24 protein-coding genes and 1 other RNA gene are annotated in these 20,818 nt (G+C 68.2%); 13 read left to right on the top strand and 12 right to left on the bottom strand.

Going from position 1 to position 20,818, the window contains the following annotated elements:
- Nucleotides 1-43 precede the first annotated feature (43 nt).
- Nucleotides 44-814: an imidazole glycerol phosphate synthase subunit HisF gene (gene hisF, locus L3N39_RS00125; RefSeq protein WP_008569309.1), complete on the top strand. Its 771-nt coding sequence runs from the start codon at nucleotides 44-46 to the stop codon at nucleotides 812-814.
- A gap of 92 nt (nucleotides 815-906) precedes the next feature.
- The gene (locus L3N39_RS00120) at nucleotides 907-1,656 is read left to right on the top strand and encodes a substrate-binding periplasmic protein (protein ID WP_237255194.1); all 750 of its coding nucleotides are present in this window, start codon (nucleotides 907-909) and stop codon (nucleotides 1,654-1,656) included.
- Nucleotides 1,657-1,688: 32 nt separating this feature from the next.
- On the opposite strand, the gene L3N39_RS00115 is transcribed toward L3N39_RS00120, so the two are convergent.
- The 6 genes from L3N39_RS00115 to gpmI form a co-directional block, all read right to left on the bottom strand.
- Nucleotides 1,689-2,546: an SPFH domain-containing protein gene (locus tag L3N39_RS00115; protein WP_237255193.1), complete on the bottom strand. Its 858-nt coding sequence runs from the start codon at nucleotides 2,544-2,546 to the stop codon at nucleotides 1,689-1,691.
- A gap of 47 nt (nucleotides 2,547-2,593) precedes the next feature.
- A complete protein-coding gene (locus L3N39_RS00110; RefSeq protein ID WP_237255192.1) occupies nucleotides 2,594-3,037 on the bottom strand; it encodes an NfeD family protein in 444 nt (147 codons plus the stop codon).
- Nucleotides 3,038-3,144: 107 nt separating this feature from the next.
- Nucleotides 3,145-3,918: a divergent polysaccharide deacetylase family protein gene (locus L3N39_RS00105; RefSeq protein ID WP_431977986.1), complete on the bottom strand. Its 774-nt coding sequence runs from the start codon at nucleotides 3,916-3,918 to the stop codon at nucleotides 3,145-3,147.
- A gap of 1 nt (nucleotide 3,919) precedes the next feature.
- Nucleotides 3,920-5,248, bottom strand: coding sequence for a S41 family peptidase (locus tag L3N39_RS00100; protein ID WP_237255191.1), 1,329 nt, complete (start codon nucleotides 5,246-5,248; stop codon nucleotides 3,920-3,922).
- Between the two features lie 24 nt (nucleotides 5,249-5,272).
- Nucleotides 5,273-6,517, bottom strand: coding sequence for a murein hydrolase activator EnvC family protein (locus tag L3N39_RS00095; protein WP_237255190.1), 1,245 nt, complete (start codon nucleotides 6,515-6,517; stop codon nucleotides 5,273-5,275).
- Between the two features lie 109 nt (nucleotides 6,518-6,626).
- The gene (gene gpmI, locus L3N39_RS00090; protein ID WP_237255189.1) at nucleotides 6,627-8,165 is read right to left on the bottom strand and encodes a 2,3-bisphosphoglycerate-independent phosphoglycerate mutase; all 1,539 of its coding nucleotides are present in this window, start codon (nucleotides 8,163-8,165) and stop codon (nucleotides 6,627-6,629) included.
- Nucleotides 8,166-8,307: 142 nt separating this feature from the next.
- On the opposite strand from gpmI, the gene L3N39_RS00085 reads away from it, so the two are divergent.
- Genes L3N39_RS00085 through secB form a run of 3 tightly spaced genes read left to right on the top strand, consistent with a single transcriptional unit; the run spans nucleotide 8,308 to nucleotide 9,500 of the window.
- Nucleotides 8,308-8,721 carry a rhodanese-like domain-containing protein gene (locus tag L3N39_RS00085; RefSeq protein WP_237255188.1) on the top strand — a complete coding sequence of 138 codons (414 nt, stop codon included), beginning with the start codon at nucleotides 8,308-8,310 and terminating at the stop codon, nucleotides 8,719-8,721.
- Nucleotides 8,722-8,723: 2 nt separating this feature from the next.
- On the top strand, nucleotides 8,724-8,978 hold the full coding sequence (gene grxC, locus L3N39_RS00080) for a glutaredoxin 3 (RefSeq protein ID WP_237255187.1): 255 nt from the start codon (nucleotides 8,724-8,726) through the stop codon (nucleotides 8,976-8,978).
- A gap of 39 nt (nucleotides 8,979-9,017) precedes the next feature.
- On the top strand, nucleotides 9,018-9,500 hold the full coding sequence (secB, locus tag L3N39_RS00075; protein ID WP_237255186.1) for a protein-export chaperone SecB: 483 nt from the start codon (nucleotides 9,018-9,020) through the stop codon (nucleotides 9,498-9,500).
- A gap of 103 nt (nucleotides 9,501-9,603) precedes the next feature.
- Here the strand turns inward: secB and L3N39_RS00070 are convergent, their stop codons facing one another.
- Nucleotides 9,604-10,581, bottom strand: a complete 978-nt coding sequence (locus L3N39_RS00070; protein WP_237255185.1) for an NADPH:quinone oxidoreductase family protein — start codon at nucleotides 10,579-10,581, stop codon at nucleotides 9,604-9,606.
- Nucleotides 10,582-10,749: 168 nt separating this feature from the next.
- On the opposite strand from L3N39_RS00070, the gene L3N39_RS00065 reads away from it, so the two are divergent.
- Nucleotides 10,750-11,154 (top strand): flagellar basal body-associated protein FliL, encoded by a 405-nt coding sequence (locus L3N39_RS00065; protein ID WP_237255184.1) that lies wholly within the window; start codon nucleotides 10,750-10,752, stop codon nucleotides 11,152-11,154.
- A gap of 9 nt (nucleotides 11,155-11,163) precedes the next feature.
- On the opposite strand, the gene L3N39_RS00060 is transcribed toward L3N39_RS00065, so the two are convergent.
- Nucleotides 11,164-11,613, bottom strand: coding sequence for an EVE domain-containing protein (locus L3N39_RS00060; RefSeq protein ID WP_237255183.1), 450 nt, complete (start codon nucleotides 11,611-11,613; stop codon nucleotides 11,164-11,166).
- 185 nt (nucleotides 11,614-11,798) lie between these two features.
- On the opposite strand from L3N39_RS00060, the gene L3N39_RS00055 reads away from it, so the two are divergent.
- The gene (locus L3N39_RS00055; protein ID WP_237255182.1) at nucleotides 11,799-11,945 is read left to right on the top strand and encodes a hypothetical protein; all 147 of its coding nucleotides are present in this window, start codon (nucleotides 11,799-11,801) and stop codon (nucleotides 11,943-11,945) included.
- Here L3N39_RS00055 and L3N39_RS00050 read toward each other — a convergent pair.
- The 4 genes from L3N39_RS00050 to L3N39_RS00035 form a co-directional block, all read right to left on the bottom strand.
- Entirely contained in the window at nucleotides 11,942-12,580 is a 639-nt protein-coding gene (locus L3N39_RS00050; RefSeq protein ID WP_237255181.1) for a 5-formyltetrahydrofolate cyclo-ligase, read from the bottom strand. The genes L3N39_RS00055 and L3N39_RS00050 overlap by 4 nt on opposite strands.
- Before the next feature lie 6 nt (nucleotides 12,581-12,586).
- A non-coding RNA gene (ssrS, locus tag L3N39_RS00045) (6S RNA) lies at nucleotides 12,587-12,765 on the bottom strand.
- A 145-nt stretch (nucleotides 12,766-12,910) separates the two neighbouring features.
- Nucleotides 12,911-13,225 carry a cell division protein ZapA gene (locus L3N39_RS00040; protein WP_237255180.1) on the bottom strand — a complete coding sequence of 105 codons (315 nt, stop codon included), beginning with the start codon at nucleotides 13,223-13,225 and terminating at the stop codon, nucleotides 12,911-12,913.
- A complete protein-coding gene (locus L3N39_RS00035) occupies nucleotides 13,222-13,431 on the bottom strand; it encodes a TIGR02449 family protein (protein WP_237255179.1) in 210 nt (69 codons plus the stop codon). The genes L3N39_RS00040 and L3N39_RS00035 overlap by 4 nt, the downstream gene beginning before the upstream one ends.
- Nucleotides 13,432-13,551: 120 nt before the next feature.
- Here L3N39_RS00035 and L3N39_RS00030 point away from each other — a divergent pair, with 120 nt between their 5' ends.
- The 6 genes from L3N39_RS00030 (at nucleotide 13,552) to L3N39_RS00005 (ending at nucleotide 20,740) form a co-directional block, all read left to right on the top strand.
- Nucleotides 13,552-14,106 carry a YecA/YgfB family protein gene (locus L3N39_RS00030; RefSeq protein WP_237255178.1) on the top strand — a complete coding sequence of 185 codons (555 nt, stop codon included), beginning with the start codon at nucleotides 13,552-13,554 and terminating at the stop codon, nucleotides 14,104-14,106.
- Nucleotides 14,107-14,115: 9 nt separating this feature from the next.
- On the top strand, nucleotides 14,116-15,450 hold the full coding sequence (pepP, locus tag L3N39_RS00025) for a Xaa-Pro aminopeptidase (RefSeq protein WP_237255177.1): 1,335 nt from the start codon (nucleotides 14,116-14,118) through the stop codon (nucleotides 15,448-15,450).
- 1 nt (nucleotide 15,451) lies between these two features.
- A complete protein-coding gene (gene ubiH / locus L3N39_RS00020; protein WP_237255176.1) occupies nucleotides 15,452-16,642 on the top strand; it encodes a 2-octaprenyl-6-methoxyphenyl hydroxylase in 1,191 nt (396 codons plus the stop codon).
- A 49-nt stretch (nucleotides 16,643-16,691) separates the two neighbouring features.
- The gene (locus tag L3N39_RS00015; RefSeq protein WP_237255175.1) at nucleotides 16,692-17,912 is read left to right on the top strand and encodes a 2-octaprenyl-3-methyl-6-methoxy-1,4-benzoquinol hydroxylase; all 1,221 of its coding nucleotides are present in this window, start codon (nucleotides 16,692-16,694) and stop codon (nucleotides 17,910-17,912) included.
- A 100-nt stretch (nucleotides 17,913-18,012) separates the two neighbouring features.
- Complete coding sequence (locus tag L3N39_RS00010) at nucleotides 18,013-19,014, top strand: extracellular solute-binding protein (protein WP_237255174.1); 1,002 nt, start codon at nucleotides 18,013-18,015, stop codon at nucleotides 19,012-19,014.
- Between the two features lie 115 nt (nucleotides 19,015-19,129).
- On the top strand, nucleotides 19,130-20,740 hold the full coding sequence (locus L3N39_RS00005) for an ABC transporter permease (protein ID WP_237255173.1): 1,611 nt from the start codon (nucleotides 19,130-19,132) through the stop codon (nucleotides 20,738-20,740).
- The last annotated feature ends 78 nt before the right edge of the window (nucleotides 20,741-20,818 follow it).

The raw sequence follows: 20,818 nt of genomic DNA, 5'->3' as shown, positions 1-20,818 counted from the left end.
GGACAACGCTGCGCGGTTGTCCACCCTACGAGAGAGATCGACCATGGCCCTGGCCAAACGCATCATTCCCTGCCTCGACGTGGACAACGGCCGCGTGGTCAAGGGCGTCCAGTTCGAGAACATCCGCGACGCCGGTGACCCGGTGGAGATCGCCCGGCGCTACGACGAACAGGGCGCCGACGAGATCACCTTCCTCGACATCACCGCCAGCGTCGACAACCGCGATACCACCCTGCATACCGTCGAGCGCATGGCCAGCCAGGTGTTCATCCCGCTGACCGTGGGCGGTGGGGTGAGGACCGTGCAGGACATCCGCAACCTGCTCAATGCGGGAGCCGACAAGGTCTCGATCAACACCGCCGCGGTGTTCAACCCGGACTTCGTCGGCGAGGCCGCGGACCGTTTTGGTTCACAGTGCATCGTGGTCGCCATCGACGCCAAGAAGGTCTCCGCACCGGGCGAACCGGGTCGCTGGGAAATCTTCACCCACGGCGGGCGCAAGCCCACCGGGCTGGACGCGGTTGAATGGGCGAAGAAGATGGAAGCCCTCGGCGCCGGCGAGATCCTGCTCACCAGCATGGACCAGGACGGTGTGAAGAGCGGCTACGACCTGGGCGTCACCCGCGCCATCAGCGAGGCGCTGTGCATCCCGGTGATCGCCTCCGGTGGCGTCGGCAACCTGCAGCACCTGGCCGACGGCATCCTCGAGGGCAAGGCCGACGCGGTGCTGGCGGCGAGCATCTTCCACTTCGGCGAGTACACCATCCCGGAAGCCAAGGCCTACCTGGCCGCGCGCGGCATCGTGATGCGCTGAGCCGGCGCGGGCATCGGGCCCGCGCCGGAAGCAGGAGTGACCGAGAGGAACCGTCCGCTGGAGCGCGGACGCCACCAGAAGGACGACCCACGATGTTCAAGACCCTGACCGCTGTACTTGCCGCGACCCTGCTCGGCTGCAGCCTGGCGCATGCCGAGCCGGCCGAGCGCATCGACCTGCTCACCGAGAACTTCCCGCCGTACAACATGGCCGACGACGGCAAGAACTTCGCACGCGACGAACACATCAAGGGCATCGCCGCCGATATCGTGCGCGAGATGTTCCAGCGCGCCGGCGTCGACTACACCCTGACCCTGCGCTTTCCCTGGGAGCGCATCTACAAGATGACGCTGGACAACCCCGGCTACGGTATCTTCGTCACCGCGCGGCTGCCCGAGCGCGAGGCGCTGTTCAAGTGGGTCGGGCCGATCGGGCCGGACGACTGGGTGTTGCTGGCGCGCGGCGACAGCCCGATCAGCGTCGGCAGCCTCGAGCAGGCGCGCCAGTACCGCATCGGCGCCTACAAGGGCGATGCCATCGCCGAGCACCTGCAGGGCCGCGGCCTGCAACCGCAGCTGGCGCTGCGTGACCAGGAGAACGTGAAGAAGCTGATGGAAGGGCAGATCGACCTCTGGGCCACCGGCGACCCGGCCGGGCGCTTCCTCGCCCGTCAGGCCGGGGTGACCGGACTCAAGCGCGTGCTGCGCTTCGACAGTGCCGAGCTCTACCTGGCGCTCAACCCCAGCGTCGCCGACGAAACCGTGCAGCAGCTGCAGGCCGCGCTGGATGCAATGCGCGCCGAAGGCGTGGTCGAGGCGATCAACGCGCGTTACCTGCAATAACGACCGAGGGGCGCCGTGCAGGCGCCCCGGTGCTACAGCTTGGCCTTGCCGAGCAGCCCGCCCAGCGTCGCCTGCAGATCGGCCGGCAGCACCACCATCTTGGCATTGCCGCTGCCGGCGAGGTTCTCCAGCGAAGCGACGTACTTCTCGCCGAGCAGGTACATCATCGGCCCGTTGTCGCTGCCGATGCTCTCGGCGACCAGCCTGATCGCGGTGGCCGAGGCGGTGGCCAGCTCGACCTGCGCCGCGGCATCGCGCTTGGCCGACTCCAGGCGCGCCTCGGCCTCGAGGATCGCCGCCTGCTTGGCACCTTCGGCCCGGGTCACGGTGGCCTTGCGCTCGCGCTCGGCGGCCGCCTGCATCTCCATCGCGCGCTGCATGGATTCGGACGGCGAGATGTCCTGGATCTCGATGCCCTTGACCGTCAGCCCCCAGTCGCCGGCCTGCTCGGCCATGCTGTCGCGCAGCTTGGCCTTGATGATGTCGCGCGAGGACAGCGCCTCGTCCAGCTCCATCTCGCCGATGATCTGGCGCAGGGTGGTCTTGGTCAGGTTGGCGATCGCCGACTTGTAGTCGGTCACCCCATAGACCGCCTTCACCGGGTCGGTGACCTTCACGAAGCACAGCGCGTTGGTCAGGATCACCGCGTTGTCCTTGGTGATCACCTCCTGCTGCTCGATGTCGAGGATCTGGTCCTTGGTCACCAGCTTGTAGGCGACGTTGTCCATGTAGGGGATCAGGATGTTGAGGCCGGGGATCAGCGTGCGCTGGTAGCGGCCGAGGCGTTCGACGATCCATTCGTCGCCCTGCGGGACCAGGCGCACGCCCTGGGCGATGGTGATGAGGATGATGGCCGCGATAACGACCGCGATGACCAGACCGGGAGTCATGAGACAGCTTCCTTGTTGGGTTGAGTGTTCCGTATGCCGCGTCAGGCTCAGGCGCGGGCGACTTTGACGCTGTTGCCTTCGAAGGCGAGGATGCGCACCCGTTCGCCGGCGGCAATCGCTTCGTCGGCCATGCAGCTCCACTGGTCGCTGCCCAGGATCGGCTTCTGGAAGCGCACCCTGCCGGGCTGGAAGGGCGCGACCGCGCTGACCAGCAGGCCGACCTCGCCGATGACCTCGCCCTGCGCGGTACCCGCCTGGGTCTTCAGCCGAGATCCGGCGAACACCTTGAACCAGAGCGCGACCATCACCAGCGAGGCGCCGCTCCAGAGGATGACCTGTGCGGCCAGCGACAGCCCGGGCAGCAGCCACAGCGCGAGCGCGACCAGCAGTGCGCCGATGCCGAACCAGAAGATGAAGAACGAGGGCACCACCAGTTCCATGAGGATCAGCGCGGCGCCCGCGATGACCCAGTACCACCACTGAATATCCATGCCTTTCCCTGCTCCGCAATTGCGTTTGGCCGTCTCGGCCGATGCCAGGGCTAGGTTATACGGCGTGCGGGATGATGGCACGCTGGAATCCGCGGATTTGCGCAGCCCTAGCGATAGACGCCATGCGCGCCATGGGCGGCCATCGCGCGGTTGCCGCGGCTGGCGATCATCGGCCCGAGGTCGATCCACTCGATACCGCGCGCGGCCAGTCGCGGTAGCTCGCGCTCGAGCAGGGCGAGGGTGCTGTCGTAGGGATGGCCGATGACGACCGCCGAGCCCTGCCGGCGGGCAAGCTCGAGCGCTGCCCGGAAGCGCTCGGCCACGGCTGCGGGGGCCGGGTCGTCATCGAGAAAGATGTCGCGTGACAGGCTCGCCAGCTGCTCGTGCTGGGCGCTGGCTGCGGCGACGGTGCGCGGGCTGGTGCGGCTGTCGAGAAAGAACAGCCGGCGCCCCTGCAGCTCGCGCATCAGCCGGGTCATGGCCTGCGGCTGCTCGGTCATGCGGCTGCCCATGTGGTTGTTCACGCCGCTGGCATGCGGCACCGCTTCCAGCGCGGCATCCAGTCGCTGCTGCAGCTCGCTGTCGGACAGCCCCGGCTGCCAGGCGAAGCGACCGGCGGCCGGGGCCATGGGCAGGTGCAGCAGCACGGTCTTGCCGGCGCGATGGGCCTGCTCGGCCAGGCGGGCAGCGTGGCGGCCGTCGGGCAGGATCGCCAGCGCCACCGGGCCGGGCAGGGCAAGGACACGGCGGTCGCGCGCCGGACTCTGCCCGAGGTCGTCGATCACCAGCGCCAGTTTCGGCCGTTCTGCCGCCCCCTGCGCCAGGCACTGCGCTGCGGCGAACAGCAGCGCCAGGCCGAGCGCGGCGCGGCCACGGCGCACCCTATTGCCCGCGGGTGAGGTTCAGCCCCTTGAGCAGGTTGAGCGCCTGGCCGAGCTGGTAGTCCTCGTCCTGCGGGCGCGGCGTACCGTTGCCGGCGAAGCTGCTGCTGGGGCGATCCGCGCCGCCGTTGCCGTTGCCCAGGTGGCCGGCCAGGTCGGCCTCGCGCAGGCTTTCGCCGGCCTGCTCGCGGGTCAGCTTGGCGCGCGTCACCTCGATGTCCGGGACGATGCCCTGGGCCTGGATCGAGCGCCCGCTGGGCGTGTAGTACAGCGCGGTGGTGAGTTTCAGCGCGCGGTCGTTGTTCAGCGGCAGCACGGTCTGTACCGAGCCCTTGCCGAAGCTGTCGGTGCCCATCAGCACGGCGCGCTTGTGGTCCTGCAGGGCGCCGGCGACGATTTCCGAGGCCGAGGCGCTGCCGCCGTTGATCAATACCACCAGCGGCACGCCTTCGCTGGCATCGGCCGGATCAGCGTTGAAGCGCAGCTCGGAGTTGGCGATGCGGCCCTTGGTATAGACGATCAGGCCCTTGGTGAGGAAGTGGTCGGAGACCTCCACCGCCGCCTGCAGCACGCCGCCGGGGTTGTTGCGCAGGTCGAGCACCAGGCCGCTGAGCTTCTTGCCGCCGTTCTCCTTCTTCAGCCGCGCCAGCGCCTTGCCGACTTCCTCGCCGCTGTTGACCTGGAACTGGGTCACGCGCAGGTAGCCATAGCCGGCTTCGAGCAGCTGGCTCTTGACGCTCTTGACCTTGATCACCGCGCGGGTGAGCTTCACGTCGTGCGGCTTGCCGCCCTCGCGGACCAGGGTCAGGGTGATGTCGCTGCCCGGCTTGCCGCGCATCTGCGCCACGGCGTCCATGATCGACATGCCCTTGGTGGGCTTGCCGTCGATCTTCACGATCAGGTCGCCGGCCTCGATGCCGGCGCGCGAGGCCGGGGTATCGTCGATCGGCGAGACCACCTTGACGAAGCCGTCCTCGACGCCGACCTCGATGCCCAGGCCGCCGAATTCGCCGCTGGTGCTTTCCTGCAGTTCGGCGAAGGCCTCTGGCTCGAGGTACGCCGAGTGCGGGTCGAGGTTGCTGAGCATGCCCTTGATGGCGTTTTCCAGCAGGGTCTTGTCGTCCACCGGCTCGACGTAGGAGGCCTTGATGCGATCGAGCACCTCGGCGAAGGTGCGCAGCTCGTCGAGCGGCAGCGGCGCCTTCTCGGTCGGGGCCTGCTCGGCCGCGGTTTCGACCGGCGGCTGCTGCGCCCAGGCGAGACCGGTCGTGCCCAGCATCACGGCCAGGGCAAGCATGGAAGGACGTGCGAAACGGCGCAGGTGCAGCATGTCAAACTCCAGTCTTCAGGGGCGCTAACCTTGCGCGCGGCACCATTGCGCCGGGTCGCTGGGGCGACCTTGCTGGCGAATGGCGAAATAAAGTGCGGCCGTCTCCTGACCGCCGCTGGTGCCGACCGTGGCGATCGGGTCGCCGGCCTTGACGATGTCGCCGGCATCCCGCAGCAGGCTCTGGTTGTGGCCATACAGGCTCAGGTAGCCGTTGCCGTGGTCGAGGATCACCAGCAGGCCGGCACCGCGCAGCCAGTCGGCGAACACCACGCGGCCGCCGTGCACGGCGCGTACCTGGCTGCCGGCCGGGGCGCCGATCAGTACGCCGTCCCACTTGGTTCGAGCGTCGCCGCCGCGCGGAGTGCCGTAGCGGGCGACGAGACGGCCATCCACCGGCCAGGGCAGCTTGCCCTTGGCCTGGGCGAACGGTCCGCCGAAGCTGGCGCCGCCACCGGAGACCAGTTGGCCGGCGGGGGCGGCGCCGTTGCCGCGTCGTTGCTGCTCGCGGGCTGCCGCCAGTGCGCGCTGACGGGCCTGCTCGGCCTCGCGGGCCTGGCGCGCCAGGGTCTGCTCGATGGTCTTGAGCACGCGCTCGAGCTGGGCCTGGTCCTCGCGTCGCGATTGCAGCTTCTGCTCGCGGCTGGCGATGTCCTTGTCGAGCCTGGCCAGCGCCTGCTGGCGCTCCTTGCGCACCTCGGCCAGCTGTTCGCGGCGCTGCGCCAGGCCGTCGCGGCGCTCGCCGAGGGCGGCCTGTTCGGCGGCGATGTCGGCCTCGACATTGGCCAGCTGGCGCAGGGTCTCGTTGAACTGGGCGACCTGCTCCAGGCGTGCCTTGCTCAGGTAGTCGTAGTAGGTGAGGGTGCGGCTGAATTTCTCCGGGTTCTGCTGGTTGAGCAGCAGCTTGAGGTATTCCTGGCGACCGTTCTGGTAGGCCGCGCGGGCCTGGATGCCGATCAGGCGCTGCTGTTCGATGCGCGCGCCTTCGAGGGTGGTCTTCTCGTCGTCGAGCTTCTGCAGCTCGGCCTCGCCGCGGTCGATCTCCTGCTGCAGCGTATCGACCTGCCGCTCCAGCTCGCCCATCTCGCTCTCGGTGCTCTTGAGCTGTTTCTGCAGGCCGGATTTCTCCTGCTCGATGGCCTTGAGCAGTTTCTGCAGTTCGGCGATGTCCTTGCGGGCGGCTTCGATCTGCTGTTGGGTGGCCGTGCGCTCGTCGGCCGCGAGCGGGCCGGCCAGGCAGATCAGTACCAGTGCGAAAAGGGCGCGAAGCATGCGGGCGTACCGGGAGGGCTGGACGGCCTAGTATGCCTAAAAACACCGGCGGAAGCTCCAGGCCGCCGGCCGGCAGCAGGCTCGCCGGCGGCGCCCCGGAGCCGCGCTGTCAGGCCTTGAGTTCGACGATGCTGCGGCCGGTCATTTCTGGCGGTACCGGCATGCCCAGCAGGGTCAGCATGGTCGGTGCCACGTCGGCCAGCACGCCGCCTTCGCGGATGCTCGCCGGGCGCTTGCCGACGTAGATGAAGGGCACCGGTTCGCAGGTGTGCGCGGTATGCGCCTGGCCGGTCATGGCGTCTTCCATCTGCTCGACATTGCCATGGTCGGCGGTGATCAGGGCCTCGCCGCCAACCTTGTCCAGCGCCTCGACCAGGCGGCCCATGCAGCCGTCGAGGGTCTCGACGGCCTTCACCGCGGCTTCGAACACGCCGGTGTGGCCGACCATGTCGCCGTTGGCGTAGTTGACGACGATGACGTCGTAGCGCTGCTCGAGAATGGCCTCGACGATGCGGTCGGTTACCTCCGGTGCGCTCATTTCCGGCTGCAGGTCGTAGGTGGCGACCTTGGGCGACGGGATCAGGATGCGCTCCTCGCCTGCGAACGGCTCCTCGCGGCCGCCGGAGAAGAAGAAGGTCACGTGCGCGTACTTCTCGGTCTCGGCGATGCGCAGCTGGGTCTTGCCGTGCTTGGCCAGGTACTCGCCGAGCACGTTGGTCAGCGCTTGCGGGGCGAAGGCGGCGGGCGCCGGGATGCTCGCCGCGTACTGGGTGAGCATGACGAAGCCTGCCAGTTGCGGCGCGCGGGCGCGCTGAAACTCGCTGAAGCCCGGTTCGACGAAGCTGCGGGTCAGCTCTCGGGCGCGGTCGGCGCGGAAGTTCATGAACACCACGGCGTCGCCATCCTCGACCTGCACCGGCTCGCCGACAGTGGTGGCCTTGACGAACTCGTCGCTCTCGCCACGCTCGTAGGCGGCGATCAGGCCGTCCACCGCGTAGTCGGCATGGTAATCGGCCTGGGCGTCGACGATCAGGTTGTAGGCCTGCTCGACGCGCTCCCAGCGGTTGTCGCGGTCCATCGCGTAGTAGCGGCCGATCAGGCTGGCGATGCGGCCCTTGCCCAGGCGGGTGAAGGTGGCCTGGAGCAGTTCGATGGAGCTCTGCGCGCTCTTGGGCGGGGTGTCGCGGCCGTCGAGGAAGGCGTGCAGGTAGATCTTCTCGGCGCCACGCCTGGCGGCCAGCTCGGCCATCGCCACCAGGTGGTCCTGGTGGCTGTGTACGCCGCCGTCGGACAGCAGGCCGAGGATGTGCACCGCCTTGCCGGCGCCCACGGCCTGGTCCACGGCCTCGCAGATCGCCGGGTTGTCGAAGAACTCGCCGTCGCGGATCGCCTTGGTGACGCGGGTGAAGTCCTGGTACACCACCCGGCCGGCGCCGAGGTTCATGTGGCCCACCTCGGAGTTGCCCATCTGCCCGTCCGGCAGGCCCACATCCATGCCGCTGCCGGAGATCAGGCCGTGCGGCCGGGTGGCCAGCAGGCGATCGTAGACCGGGGTGCTGGCGGCATGGATGGCATTGTATTCGGGGCTGTCGCTGTGTCCGAAGCCATCGAGAATGACCAATACCAGGGGTTTGGGTGCGGAAGGCATTTGCGTCGGGGCTCCTTGCACGGGGGCGAAAAAGGGCGGCCAGTCTACTGTCTGGGCCATTGCAGGTCACGATTGATCAGGGTTCAGCCGTCCGGAGGCGCTGTGTATACTGGCGCGCATTTTATCGCCTGGGTACCTGTTGATGCTCGCTAACCTGATTGAATTCGTCTCTAACCACTATGTGCTGAGCAGCCTGTTCGTCGTGCTGCTGGCGCTGCTGGTCGTCACCGAGGCCCGCAAGGGCGGCAAGAGCCTGACGACCCGCGAGCTGACGGCGCTGGTCAACGGTGGTCAGGGCGTGGTGTTGGACGTGCGTCCGAAGAAGGAGTTCGCCGGCGGCCACATCGTCGACGCATTGAACATTCCCCACGACAAGCTGGTCAGCCGAGTGGGCGAGCTGGAAAAGCACCGGGACAAGACCCTGATCGTGGTCGACGCCATGGGCCAGCACGCCGGAGCCGCCTGCCGGGATCTGCAGAAGGCAGGCTTCAGCGCCGCCAAACTGTCCGGAGGGATCTCGGCCTGGCGCGGCGACAATCTGCCAGTGGTCAAGTGAACATGCCCAAGGTCGTCATCTATACCACCGCCTGGTGTCCCTACTGCGTGCGCGCCAAGGCGCTGCTGGACAGCAAGGGCGTCGCCTACGAAGAGATCGCCGTCGACGGCGAGCCCGCATTGCGCGCCGAGATGACCCAAAAAGCCGGGCGCACCTCCGTGCCGCAGATCTGGATCGGCGAGCGCCATGTCGGCGGCTGCGACGACCTCTACGCGCTGGAACGCGCCGGGCGACTGGATCCCCTGCTGCAGGCCTGACCCCCTCCATAACGACACGCACAACAGAAGGCTCATGAAATGACCGAACAAGCCAACAGCGGCGCCGCCGCGAACGAGCAGCAGGGTGCGCAGTTCTCCCTGCAGCGCATCTACGTGCGCGACCTGTCCTTCGAAGCGCCGAAGAGCCCGGAAATCTTCCGCCAGGAATGGAATCCCGCTGTCTCGCTGGATCTCAACACCAAGCAGAAGCCGCTGGAAAGCGATTTCTACGAGGTGGTGCTGACCCTGTCGGTCACCGTGAAGACCGGCGAGGAAGTCGCCTTCATCGCCGAGGTGCAGCAGGCCGGCATCTTCCTGATCAAGGGCCTGGACGCCGACGCCATGAGCCACACGCTCGGCGCCTTCTGCCCGAACATCCTGTTCCCCTACGCCCGCGAGGCGCTGGACAACCTGGTGACCCGCGGTTCCTTTCCCGCGCTGATGCTGGCGCCGGTGAACTTCGACGCGCTCTACGCCCAGGAAATGGCACGCATGCAGCAGGCCGGCCAGGCCCAGCACTAAGCGCGCAGCCGCAACGCGCCAGAGGCAGGCGGCTCGGCCTGCGCTGCCTCGGCCCGACAGGCCCTGCAAGGTGACATCTACCTTGCAGGGCCTTGTCGTTTCCTTAGCGTACCTTCACCACCAGCTTGCCGATCGCCTTGCGCTGGCCCAGCGCGGCGATGGCCTGAGCCGTCTGCTCGAGCGGATAGCGCTGCGAGATCACCGGCTTGAGCCGGCCTTCGGCGAACCATTCGAACAGCTGGCGGAAGTTCGCCGCGTTGTCGTGCGGTTGGCGCTGGGCGAAGGCACCCCAGAACACGCCGACCAGCGCGGCGCCCTTGAGCAGCGGCAGGTTGGCCGGCAGCGAGGGGATCTCGCCGGCGGCGAAACCGATCACCAGCATCCGGCCGTTCCAGGCGATGCTGCGAAAGGCCTCCTCGAACAGCGCGCCGCCAACCGGGTCGTAGATCACGTCGACGCCCTGGCCGCCGGTCAGTTCCTTGATGCGCTCGCGCAGGCTGCCCTCGCTGTAGTTGATCAGCTCGTCGGCGCCGGCCTGGCGGGCGACCTCGAGCTTTTCCGCGGTGGACGCCGCGGCGATCACCCGGGCACCCATCGCCTTGCCGATCTCCACGGTCGCCAGGCCCACGCCCCCGGAGGCCCCGAGCACCAGCAGCGTCTCGCCCGGCTGCAGGTTGGCGCGCTGCCTGAGCGCGTGCATCGAGGTGCCGTAGGTCATGCTGAAGGCGGCGGCGCTGTCGAAGTCCATGCTGTCGGGGATCGGCAGGGCATTGTAGGCCGGCACTGCCACCTGCTCGGCGAAGCTGCCCCAGCCGGTCAGGCCCATGACCCGGTCGCCTGGCTTGAGGTGCGTCACCTTCTCGCCAACCGAGGCGACCACCCCGGCGGCCTCGCCGCCCGGGGCGAAGGGCAGGGGCGGCTTGAACTGGTACTTGCCCTCTATGATCAGGGTATCGGGGAAGTTGACGCTCGCCGCATGGACCTCGAGGAGGATCTCGTTGGGCTTGATGGTCGGGCTCGCGATCTCCTCGATCACCAGGTTTTCCGGCGGGCCGAAGGCCTTGCAGAGGACGGCTTTCATGCTGTGTTCCTTGGGTTCGTGCCGATGGCGTGACGCTTGAGTCTAGAGGGCGGGCCGGCAGCGGCAACGAGCATGGCTGCCCGTAATGGCGCGGCATAAGCCGTGGGCAGGCTTGGGCCGCGGCGCTCGAGTGGTTATGCTGGCGGCCTCTTGTTCGGGAGCTGCGTCGTGAAGTCCATCATCGCCCTCGTCATCGCCCTCGGGCTGGCATTGCCGGCCGTCGCCGAGGAGCCGGCAGCCGGGGAGGCTGCATCCCAGGTTGTCTACTACGCGCTGGTGCCGGCGATGGTCGGCAACTACGGCAGCGGCGAACGCCTGAAGTACTACAAGGCCGATGTGGCCCTGCGCATCACCGGCAAGGAGGCCGAGGAGCGGGTCAAGCACCACGAGCCGCTGATCCGCAACCAGTTGGTGATGCTGTTCTCCCAGCAGACCGATGCCAGCCTGGGCAGCGTCGAGGCCAAGGAGAAGCTGCGCCAGGAGGCACTCAAGCAGGTGCAGGACGTGCTGATGCAGGAAGAAGGCAAGCCGCTGGTCGATGACCTGCTGTTCAACAACCTGATCATCCAGTGAGGGGCCGGCTCAGCGCAGGCTGAGGATCGCCTGCCACTGCTCCGGCTCGACCGGCATCACCGAAAGGCGGCTGCCCTTCTTCACCAGCGCGAGGTCGGCCAGGCGCGGGTCGGCTTTGAGCGCCGGCAGTGCCAGCACGTGCTCGAAGCGTTCGACGAATTCCACGTCCACCGCGCTCCAGGGATTGCCTGTTGCGCTGGCTTTGCCATCGAAATAGGCGCTGTCCGGCTGCAGGGCGCTGGGGTCGGGGTAGGCGCTGCGGCTGATGCGGCCGATGCCGGCGACACCCGGGGTGGCGCAGCTCGAGTGATAGAAGAGGAACAGGTCGCCCTCGGCCATCTGGCGCAGGTAGTTGCGCGCCTGGTAGTTGCGCACGCCATCCCAGCGCCCGCTGCCGCGTTGCTGCAGGTCGGCGATGGAGAATTCGTCGGGTTCGGATTTCATCAGCCAGAAAGGCATGGACTTTGCTCCGTGCAGTTTTTGTTAGCTCGGTCGCGGCTCCGACAATCGGCTTCAACTGCCATTTGCGCAGCGCCGAAGCTTGGCGGAAAATGCCGCGCCGTTGGGTAGGCCACGTCGAAACCAAAAATCAGAAAAACCGTTTCGACCTTTTCGATTCGCCTGGCAGGGGGAGGCGATCCATCATGAAGCGCAAGCCGGACATTCTCTGGGTTCTCGTACTTATTTTCGGCCTCGGGGTGGTTACCACGGGCTATACGCAAAGCCTCTGGGAGCGCCAGGGCGAGCCGACCGCCGCGCCGATCCTGCAGGCACCGGGCGCCTCGCGCTAAGCCGGCCCCGCCAGCGGCCGGTGTCCCGCACCACGCTGGCGGTACCAGCCGCGATCCGTCACCGTCCCGTCCAGGGCCACATCCCAGCTTTCCAACGGTAAGCGATCGACCTTCTGGCATTCATGTGCCAGGCCCAGAAGGGTCGGTTTGCGACAATTTTTGCGCCTGCTCCGATACGCCAGGCTGCGGTCATAGAAGCCGCCGCCCATCCCCAGGCGACCGCCCGTCTCGTCGAATCCCACCAGTGGCATCAGCAGCAGGTCCAGCGCCCAGGGCCGGCGCAACCGTGTACGGCTGCGGGCCGGCTCGGGAATGCCGAAGCGGTTCGGCCTGAGCGTCTCGCCCGGGTACACGCGCTGGAACACCATGCGCGTGCTCGGCCAGGCATCGAGCACCGGCAGGTAGGTGGCCTTGCCGCGTCGCTGGGCGGCCTGCAGCAGGTGGCGGGGGTCGATCTCGCCGTCGTTGGGCAGGTACAGCGCGATATGCCGGGCGCGGCGGAACAGCGGGTGCTGGGCGAGCTGGCGGTAGAGCCGTCGTGCGGCAAGGCGTTGCTCGGTGGCAGAGAGGTTGCGCCTGGCCTGGCGCAGTTCGCGACGCAGGGCCGCACGGGACAGGCCTTCGGCACGAATCATCAGGAGTGGCTCCCCAGCATGCCGCTGCCGGCGTAGGCCCTTGAACCCGAGAGTTCAAGGTGGCGACTACAGAGAACCTTCAGGCTTTCCGTCAGGCGGACATGCACACCGGTTCCACTTGTAGCCTCCATGGTTTTGCTTATCGGGAGAGGGTCATCGCCGACTGGCGCACATGCCAGGGAGTTGCGCGGATTATACCTCAATGCATCGGCGACTGTTCCCGTTTCATCGGGAGTCGCGTTGCCGGGCCGATGCTCGCCAGGCCGGGCAGGCGGGCGCCGGGCCGCCGTCACGGCCATGCAGGAAAGGGCGGCGGGCATCGCGCGTCGATCAGTTGCCGGACGGGTTGGGCTCGGTGGCCAGTGCGCTGTCGACGCGCTCGAGCAGCATGCGCACATGCTCGCGCGCACTGCTGGCCTCGGCGTCGAGCTGATCGTTGCGGTGCAGCAGTTCGTGGGTGATGTTCAGCGCGGCCATCACTGCCACCCGGTCGGCGCCGATCACCTTGCCGCTGCTGCGGATGTCGCGCATCTTGCGGTCCAGATAGCGCGCCGCGCCTTCCAGATTGCTGCGCTCCTCGGGCGGACAGGCGATGCAGTATTCCTTGTCCATGATGTGCACGGTAACGGTGTTCGGCTGGGTCATGAGTCCTGCTCCAGGGCTTTCAGGCGCGAAATCATCGATTCGACCTTCAACCGGGCCATTTCGTTCTTTTCGATCAGATGAGCGCGCTCCTCGCGCCAGGCCCGCTCGTTCGCCAGCAGCAGGCGATTCTGGGCCTTGAGTTGCTCGATGCGCTGGATCAGCTGTTCCAGCTTGGCGGTCAGCAGTCGCAGATCGGCGTCTTCCATGGGATTCCTACTGGGGGCGGAGGGCAGGGCTGCCGGGCTTCGATGGTCTTGCCGCAATCGCCGATGCTAGGATACGAAGCCTTCATTCTAGTCATTTGCGCCCTGGTGCGCCTAGCTGCCATGTCCACTCAAGCTTCCCCATACGCCGCCTTCGCCACCCTGCTGCAGAGCGCTCCGCAGTCCGTTTCCCCCGCCGAGCTGCATGGCCTGCTGCTCGGCCGCAGCTGCGCCGGCGCCAGCTTCGATGCCGATGCCTGGCTCACCGATGCCGCCGACCTGCTCGGCGAGATGCCCGAGGGCGCGGTGCGCCAGGCGCTGATCGGCCTGCAGGAGATGGTCAAGGGCGAACTCGCCGGCGAGGACATCACCCTCGTCCTGCTGCTGCCCAACGACGAAGCCAGCCTCAGCGAGCGCGCCGTCGCCCTCGGCCAGTGGTGCCAGGGCTTTCTCACCGGCTTCGGCCTGACCGCCGGCGACCGGGCCCTGAGCGAGGAGGCGCGCGAGGTGCTGCAGGATCTTGCCGCGATCGCGCAGATCCAGGATTCGCTGGAAGAATCCGAGGATGGCGAGAGCGACTACATGGAGGTGATGGAGTACCTGCGCGTCGCGCCGCTGCTGCTGTTCACCGAATGCGCCAAGCCGCTGCCGCCTGCGGCCAAACCTTCCCTGCACTGAGAGCTGCCGATGACCCGCATCCCGAAGTCGGAATTCGCCCGCCGGCGCAAGGCGCTGATGGAGCAGATGGGCCCCGACAGCATCGCCATCCTGCCGGCCGCGCCGATGTACATCCGCAACCGGGACGTCGAGCACGTCTACCGCCAGGACAGCGACTTCCAGTATCTCTCGGGCTTTCCCGAACCGGAGGCGGTGATCGCGCTGATTCCCGGCCGCGAGCATGGCGAGTACGTGCTGTTCTGCCGCGAGCGCGATCCCGAGCGCGAGCTGTGGGACGGCCTGCGCGCCGGCCAGGAAGGGGCCGTGCGCGACTACGGTGCGGACGATGCCTTTCCCATCGGTGACATCGACGACATCCTGCCCGGCCTGATCGAGGGGCGCGAGCGCGTCTACTACGCCATCGGCAGCAACGAAGCCTTCGACCACCGGCTGATGGAGTGGATCAAGAGCATCCGCTCCAAGGCGCGCCAGGGTGCACAGCCGCCCAGCGAGTTCGTCGCCCTCGACCACCTGCTGCATGACCTGCGGCTGTACAAGTCGGCGGCCGAGGTGAAGGTGATGCAGGCCGCCGCCGAGATTTCCGCGCGGGCGCACGTGCGGGCGATGCAGGCCGCCCGGCCGGGCCTGTTCGAATACCACCTCGAAGCCGAGCTGGACTACGAGTTCCGCAAGGGCGGGGCGAAGATGCCGGCCTACGGCTCGATCGTCGCCAGCGGTCGCAACGCCTGCATCCTGCACTATCGCGAGAACGACCAGCCGCTCAAGGACGGCGACCTGGTGCTGATCGACGCCGGTTGCGAGATCGACTGCTACGCCAGCGACATCACCCGCACCTTCCCGGTCAGCGGCCGCTTCTCGGCCGAGCAGAAGGCCATCTACGAGCTGGTCCTGGCGGCCAACGAGGAAGCCTTCAGGCACATCGCGCCGGGCCGGCACTGGAACGAGGCGCACGAGGCCACGGTGCGGGTGATCACTGCCGGGCTGGTCGAGCTCGGCCTGCTCGAAGGCGAGCTCGACGAGCTGATCGCCAGCGAGGCCTACAAGCCGTTCTACATGCACCGCGCCGGCCACTGGCTGGGGCTGGATGTGCATGACGTCGGCGACTACAAGGTCGGCGGCCAGTGGCGCGTGCTCGAGCCGGGCATGTGCATGACCGTCGAGCCGGGCATCTATATCGCTGCCGACAACCAGCAGGTGGCGAAGAAATGGCGCGGCATCGGCGTGCGCATCGAGGACGACGTGGTGGTGACCCGCAGCGGCTGCCAGATCCTGACCGGTGGCGTGCCCAAGCGCGTCGAGGAGATCGAGGCGCTGATGGCCGAAGCGCGGCAGGGGAGCGCCTGAGTTGGGCGAACTGGCGATCATCGGCGGCGGCCTGGTCGGCGCCAGCCTGGCGCTGGCCCTGCAGGACGGTGCCCGCGAGCGCGGCTGGACGATCCAGCTGATCGAGCCCTTCGCCCCGGGCGACGAATACCAGCCCAGCTACGATGCCCGCTCCACGGCGTTGTCCTACGGCACCCGGCTGATCTACGAACGGCTTGGCATCTGGGAGGCGATTGCCGAGCGTGCCGAGCCGATCCTGCGCATCCATGTCTCCGAACGCGGCCGGCTGGCGGCGACGCGGCTGGCGGCGTGCGACGAGGGCGTGCCGGCGCTCGGCTACGTGGTGGAGAACGCCTGGATCGGCCGCTGCCTGTGGCAGGCGCTGGATGAGCGGGTGGTGGTGCGCCGCTGCCCGGCCGAGGTGCAGGCGATGCATTGCGGCGAAGCCGGCTACCGGCTCAGCCTGACCGACGGCTCGGCGCTGGACTGTGCGCTCAGCGTGCTCGCCGATGGCGGCCGCTCGGCCTTGCGCGAGCAACTGGGCATCCACGTGCGCCGGCGGCCCTACGGGCAGACCGCCCTGATCGCCAACGTCACCCCCGGGCGCGCGCATGATGGCCAGGCCTTCGAACGCTTCACCGCGGACGGGCCGATGGCGCTGCTGCCGCTGGCCGAGAATCGCTGCGCGCTGGTCTGGACCCGCGACCACGCCGATGCCGAGCGGCTGGTGGCGATGGACGAGGCGCAGTTCCTCGACGAGTTGCAGCAGGCCTTCGGCCACCGCCTCGGCGGCTTCCGCCAGGTCGGCGCCCGGCATCTATACCCGCTGGCGCTGGTCGAGGCCGAGGAGCAGGTGCGTGCCGGGCTGGTGGTGCTCGGCAATGCCGCGCACAGCCTGCATCCGATCGCCGGGCAGGGCTACAACCTGTCGCTGCGCGATGTCGATGCGTTGGCCGCGGCGCTGCTGGGCAGCGCAGCACCGCTCGGCGATCCGGCGGTGCTGCGCCGCTACGCCAGCGGTCAGCAGCGCGACCAGGCGCTCACCGTGGGCTTTTCCGACCAGGTGACCCGGCTGTTCGGCGATGCCGGATCGTTCATGGCGCTCGGGCGTGGGCTGGGCCTGCTCGGCCTGGACCTGCTGCCGCCGGCCAAGCACTGGTTCGCCCGCCAGGCGATGGGGCTGGGCGTGCGGTCGCGCCCGTCGCAGCGCTGAAATCACAACCTTGAGCCGGGCCTCCCGGGGCGCCGGCATGGAGAAGCAGATGCAAGCGGATCTGGTCATCGTCGGTGCCGGCATGGTGGGCAGCACCCTGGCGCTCGCGCTGGAGCGCAGTGGGCTGGACATCTGCGTGGTGGATGCCGGCACGCTCGCGGTTGCCCCATTGAATCCCGATGCGCCCTTCGAGCCGCGGGTCAGCGCGCTGTCGGCAGCCAGCCAGCGCATCCTCGGGCGAGTCGGCGCCTGGCCGGGCATCCTCGGTCGGCGCGCCTGCCGCTACACCGACATGCACGTCTGGGATGGCTCGGGCACCGGGCAGATCCATTTCTCCGCGGCGGCGGTCCATGCCGAGGCGCTCGGCCACATCGTCGAGAACCGCGTGGTGCAGGACGCGCTGGTCGATGCCCTGCGTGCCGGCGACGCCGTCGAGCTGCTCGGCGGTGCGCCGCTGCAGGCCCTGACTCGCGACGGCGACGGCTGGCAGCTCGAGCTGGCCGATGGCCGGGCGATCCGCAGCGAGCTGGTGGTGGCGGCCGACGGCGCCCATTCGGCAGTGCGCCGGCTGGCCGGCTGCCAGACCCGCGAATGGGATTATCTGCACCAGGCCATCGTCACCAGCGTGCGCTGCGCCGAGCCCCACGCGCGCACGGCCTGGCAGCGCTTCACCGACGACGGCCCGCTGGCCTTCCTGCCGCTGCAGCGCGGCGAGGACCTGCACTGGTGCTCCATCGTCTGGTCCTGCACCGAGGCCGAGGCCAAGCGCCTCATGACACTCGACGATGCGACCTTTCGCGCCGCTCTGGGGCGGGCCTTCGAATACCGCCTGGGCGAGATCCTCGAGGTCGACCCGCGGCTTTGCATCCCGTTGCGCCAGCGCCATGCCAAGCGCTACGTGCAGCCGGGCCTGGCGCTGGTGGGCGATGCTGCGCACACCATCCATCCGCTGGCCGGGCAGGGCGTCAACCTCGGCCTGCTCGATGCCGCGACCCTGGCCGAGGTGCTGCTCGCGGGGCTGGCGCGCGGCGAGCGGGTCGGCGATCTGCGGCTGCTGTCGCGCTTCGAGCGCCGGCGCATGCCGCACAACCTGGCGATGATGGCGGCGATGGAGGGCTTCGAGCGCCTGTTCCAGGCCGACCCGCCGGCGCTGCGCTGGCTGCGCAACAGCGGGCTCAAGGGCGTCGAGGCGCTGCCGGAGCTCAAGGCGCTGTTCGTTCGCCAGGCGCTCGGCCTGAGCGGCGACCTGCCGGAACTGGCCAGGGCCTGAAACACGCTGCGACAGGCTGCTGCCCTTGGTCGCATTGAGAAGCTAAATAGCATTCACTACTATTTGGCTCTCACATGACGTTCCGCAAGAGGCACTTTTCATGCAGGCAAGCAAAGGTTTTCTCGCCGCACTGGCGCTCACCGCTCTGTCCGGTGCCGTCCAGGCTGCCAACGAAGTGGTCGTGTACTCGTCGCGCATCGACGAGCTGATCAAGCCGGTGTTCGACGCCTACACCAAGGAGACCGGCGTCGCGGTCAAGTTCATCACCGACAAGGAAGCGCCGCTGATGGCGCGGATCAAGGCCGAAGGCGAGAACACGCCGGCCGACCTGCTGCTCACCGTCGACGGTGGCAACCTCTGGCAGGCCGAGCAGATGGGCATCCTGCAGCCGATGAACTCCGAGGTCGTCAAGCAGAACATTCCGGCCCAGTACCGCTCCTCCAGCGATGCCTGGACCGGCCTGTCGCTGCGCGCGCGGACCATCGTCTACTCGCCCGAGCGGGTCAAGGACGGCGAGCTGAGCACCTACGAGGCGCTGGCCGACAAGAACTGGGAAGGCCGCCTGTGCCTGCGCACCAGCAAGAAGGTCTACAACCAGTCGCTGACCGCGACCATGATCGAGACCCACGGTGCCGAGAAGACCGAAGCGATCATTCGTGGCTGGGTCGACAACCTGGCGACCGACGTGTTCGCCGACGACACCGCGCTGGTCCAGGCGGTCGACGCCGGGCAGTGCGACGTCGGCATCGTCAACACCTACTACTACGGCCGTCTGCACCAGAGCAACCCGCAGCTCAAGGCCAAGCTGTTCTGGCCGAACCAGAAGGACCGCGGCGTCCACGTCAACCTCTCCGGCATCGGCCTGACCAAGCATGCGCCCAACCCCGAGGCCGCGCGCAAGCTGGTCGAGTGGATGACCGGCCCGCAGGCGCAGAGCATCTTCGCCGACATCAACATGGAATACCCGGCCAACCCGACGGTGAAGCCGTCCGCCGAGGTCGCCGGCTGGGGCGAGTTCAAGGCCGACACCATCCCGGTGGAAGTGGCTGGCAAGCGCCAGGCCGAGGCGATCAAGCTGATGGATCGCGCCGGCTGGAACTGATCGGCAGCCGCCGCAGGGCTTGAGCGGCCGCGTTCGCAGGAATCGCGCCGCAAGCCGTTATACTCGACGCCCCCCTCGTGGGGGCGTCGTCATTTGTTGCGCTGTCGAGGCCCGAGTGTCCCATCCCGTCGAGCACCGCTGGTATCCCATCGCCTTCTCCGTCGCGGCCCTGGTGCTGCTGCCGCTGAGCGTGCTGCTGCTGAGCTGGCACGAGATCGACGGCGAGATCTGGTCGCACCTGTGGAAAACGCAGATGCCCCGGCTGCTGGGCAATACCCTGACGCTGGTGCTCGGCGTCTCGGTCGGCGTGACCCTGCTGGGCGTCAGCCTCGCCTGGCTGACGGCGTTGTGCGAGTTTCCCGGCCGGCGCTGGCTGGACTGGGCGCTGATGCTGCCGTTCGCCATTCCGGCCTATGTGCTGGCGTTCGTCTTCATCGGCCTGCTGGACTTCGCCGGGCCGGTGCAGAGCCTGGCCCGCGAATGGTTCGGCAGCGGCTTCCGCTTCCCGCGGGTGCGCTCGACCGGCGGCGTGATCGTGGTGCTGGTGCTGGTGTTCTACCCCTATGTCTACCTGCTGGCGCGCTCGGCGTTCATGGCCCAGGGCAAGGGGCTGATGGAGGCGGCGCGGGTGCTCGGCCAGACACCGCTGCAGGCGTTCTGGCGCGTCGCCCTGCCGATGGCGCGGCCGGCGATCGGCGCCGGGCTGGCGCTGGCGCTGATGGAGACCCTGGCCGACTTCGGCGCGGTCTCGGTATTCAACTTCGATACCTTCACCACCGCGATCTACAAGACCTGGTACGGCTTCTTCAGCCTGACCAGCGCCACCCAGCTGGCCAGCCTGCTGCTGCTGGCGGTGATGCTGGTGCTCTACGGCGAGCGGCGCGCCCGCGGCGCCGCACGGCCGGCCAGCGAGCGGGCACGCAGCGCGCCGCTGTACCCGCTGGCGGGCTGGAAGGCCTTTGCCGCCAGCGCCTGGTGCGGCCTGGTATTCCTCTGTGCCTTCGTCGTGCCGGTGCTGCAGCTTTTGGTTTGGTTCTGGCAGCGCGGGCGCTTCGACCTCGACGAGCGCTACGCGGCGCTGATCATGCATACGCTCTACCTCGGCGCGCTGGCCGCGGCGATCACCGTCGGCGTCGCCCTGCTGCTGGCCTTCGCCAGGCGCCAGGCACCGGTGCGCTCGGTCGGTGCGGCGGTGAGTCTGGCGAACCTCGGCTATGCGCTGCCCGGCTCGGTGCTGGCGGTGGCGATCATGCTGGCCTTCAGCTACCTGGACCGGCACCTGGTGGTGCCGGTGTCGCAGGCATTCGGCGGGGCCGGCAAGCCGCTCCTGCTGGGCAGCCTCGCCGCGCTGCTGGTGGCCTACCTGATCCGCTTCATGGCGGTGGCCTTCGGCCCGCTGGAAAGCAGCCTGGCGCGGATCCGGCCGTCGCTGCCGCAGGCCGCGCGCAGCCTCGGCGTCGGCGGGGCGGCGCTGTTCCTGCGCGTCTACCTGCCGCTGCTGCTGCCCGGCACGCTGAGCGCGGCGCTGCTGGTGTTCGTCGACGTGCTCAAGGAAATGCCTGCCACGCTGATCATGCGGCCCTTCGGCTGGGACACCCTGGCGGTGCGCATCTTCGAGATGACCAGCGAGGGCGAGTGGGCGCGCGCCGCGCTGCCGGCGCTGTCGCTGGTGCTGGTCGGCCTGCTGCCGGTGATCCTGCTGATCCGCCGCTCGGCCAGGCGCTAGCTGTGATCTCTCAGTAGGTTGTTCATCCGGGGCATACCCGGAATTCTGGAAGTGCGACCAACCATGCCTTCCAGGAGC

The sequence above is a fragment of the Pseudomonas oligotrophica genome (assembly GCF_021726475.1).
Taxonomy (GTDB): domain Bacteria; phylum Pseudomonadota; class Gammaproteobacteria; order Pseudomonadales; family Pseudomonadaceae; genus Stutzerimonas; species Stutzerimonas oligotrophica.
Note: the sequence above shows the minus strand (reverse complement) of the source record. Positions and strands in the feature narration are given on the sequence as shown.

Excerpts from the sequence above, each read along its gene's own strand:
- hisF (WP_008569309.1), top strand. The coding sequence starts at position 44 with ATGGCCCTGGCCAAACGCATCATTCCCTGCCTCGACGTGGACAACGGC.
- L3N39_RS00120 (WP_237255194.1), top strand. The coding sequence starts at position 907 with ATGTTCAAGACCCTGACCGCTGTACTTGCCGCGACCCTGCTCGGCTGC.
- L3N39_RS00015 (WP_237255175.1), top strand. The coding sequence starts at position 16,692 with ATGCAAGCGGATCTGGTCATCGTCGGTGCCGGCATGGTGGGCAGCACC.
- L3N39_RS00040 (WP_237255180.1), bottom strand. The coding sequence starts at position 13,225 with ATGACCCAGCCGAACACCGTTACCGTGCACATCATGGACAAGGAATAC.
- L3N39_RS00100 (WP_237255191.1), bottom strand. The coding sequence starts at position 5,248 with ATGCTGCACCTGCGCCGTTTCGCACGTCCTTCCATGCTTGCCCTGGCC.
- L3N39_RS00070 (WP_237255185.1), bottom strand. The coding sequence starts at position 10,581 with ATGAAAGCCGTCCTCTGCAAGGCCTTCGGCCCGCCGGAAAACCTGGTG.
- L3N39_RS00050 (WP_237255181.1), bottom strand. The coding sequence starts at position 12,580 with ATGATTCGTGCCGAAGGCCTGTCCCGTGCGGCCCTGCGTCGCGAACTG.
- L3N39_RS00115 (WP_237255193.1), bottom strand. The coding sequence starts at position 2,546 with ATGACTCCCGGTCTGGTCATCGCGGTCGTTATCGCGGCCATCATCCTC.
- L3N39_RS00055 (WP_237255182.1), top strand. The coding sequence starts at position 11,799 with ATGAAGCGCAAGCCGGACATTCTCTGGGTTCTCGTACTTATTTTCGGC.
- grxC (WP_237255187.1), top strand. The coding sequence starts at position 8,724 with ATGCCCAAGGTCGTCATCTATACCACCGCCTGGTGTCCCTACTGCGTG.
- L3N39_RS00085 (WP_237255188.1), top strand. The coding sequence starts at position 8,308 with ATGCTCGCTAACCTGATTGAATTCGTCTCTAACCACTATGTGCTGAGC.
- L3N39_RS00095 (WP_237255190.1), bottom strand. The coding sequence starts at position 6,517 with ATGCTTCGCGCCCTTTTCGCACTGGTACTGATCTGCCTGGCCGGCCCG.
- gpmI (WP_237255189.1), bottom strand. The coding sequence starts at position 8,165 with ATGCCTTCCGCACCCAAACCCCTGGTATTGGTCATTCTCGATGGCTTC.
- pepP (WP_237255177.1), top strand. The coding sequence starts at position 14,116 with ATGACCCGCATCCCGAAGTCGGAATTCGCCCGCCGGCGCAAGGCGCTG.
- secB (WP_237255186.1), top strand. The coding sequence starts at position 9,018 with ATGACCGAACAAGCCAACAGCGGCGCCGCCGCGAACGAGCAGCAGGGT.
- L3N39_RS00010 (WP_237255174.1), top strand. The coding sequence starts at position 18,013 with ATGCAGGCAAGCAAAGGTTTTCTCGCCGCACTGGCGCTCACCGCTCTG.
- L3N39_RS00060 (WP_237255183.1), bottom strand. The coding sequence starts at position 11,613 with ATGCCTTTCTGGCTGATGAAATCCGAACCCGACGAATTCTCCATCGCC.
- L3N39_RS00030 (WP_237255178.1), top strand. The coding sequence starts at position 13,552 with ATGTCCACTCAAGCTTCCCCATACGCCGCCTTCGCCACCCTGCTGCAG.
- L3N39_RS00110 (WP_237255192.1), bottom strand. The coding sequence starts at position 3,037 with ATGGATATTCAGTGGTGGTACTGGGTCATCGCGGGCGCCGCGCTGATC.
- L3N39_RS00035 (WP_237255179.1), bottom strand. The coding sequence starts at position 13,431 with ATGGAAGACGCCGATCTGCGACTGCTGACCGCCAAGCTGGAACAGCTG.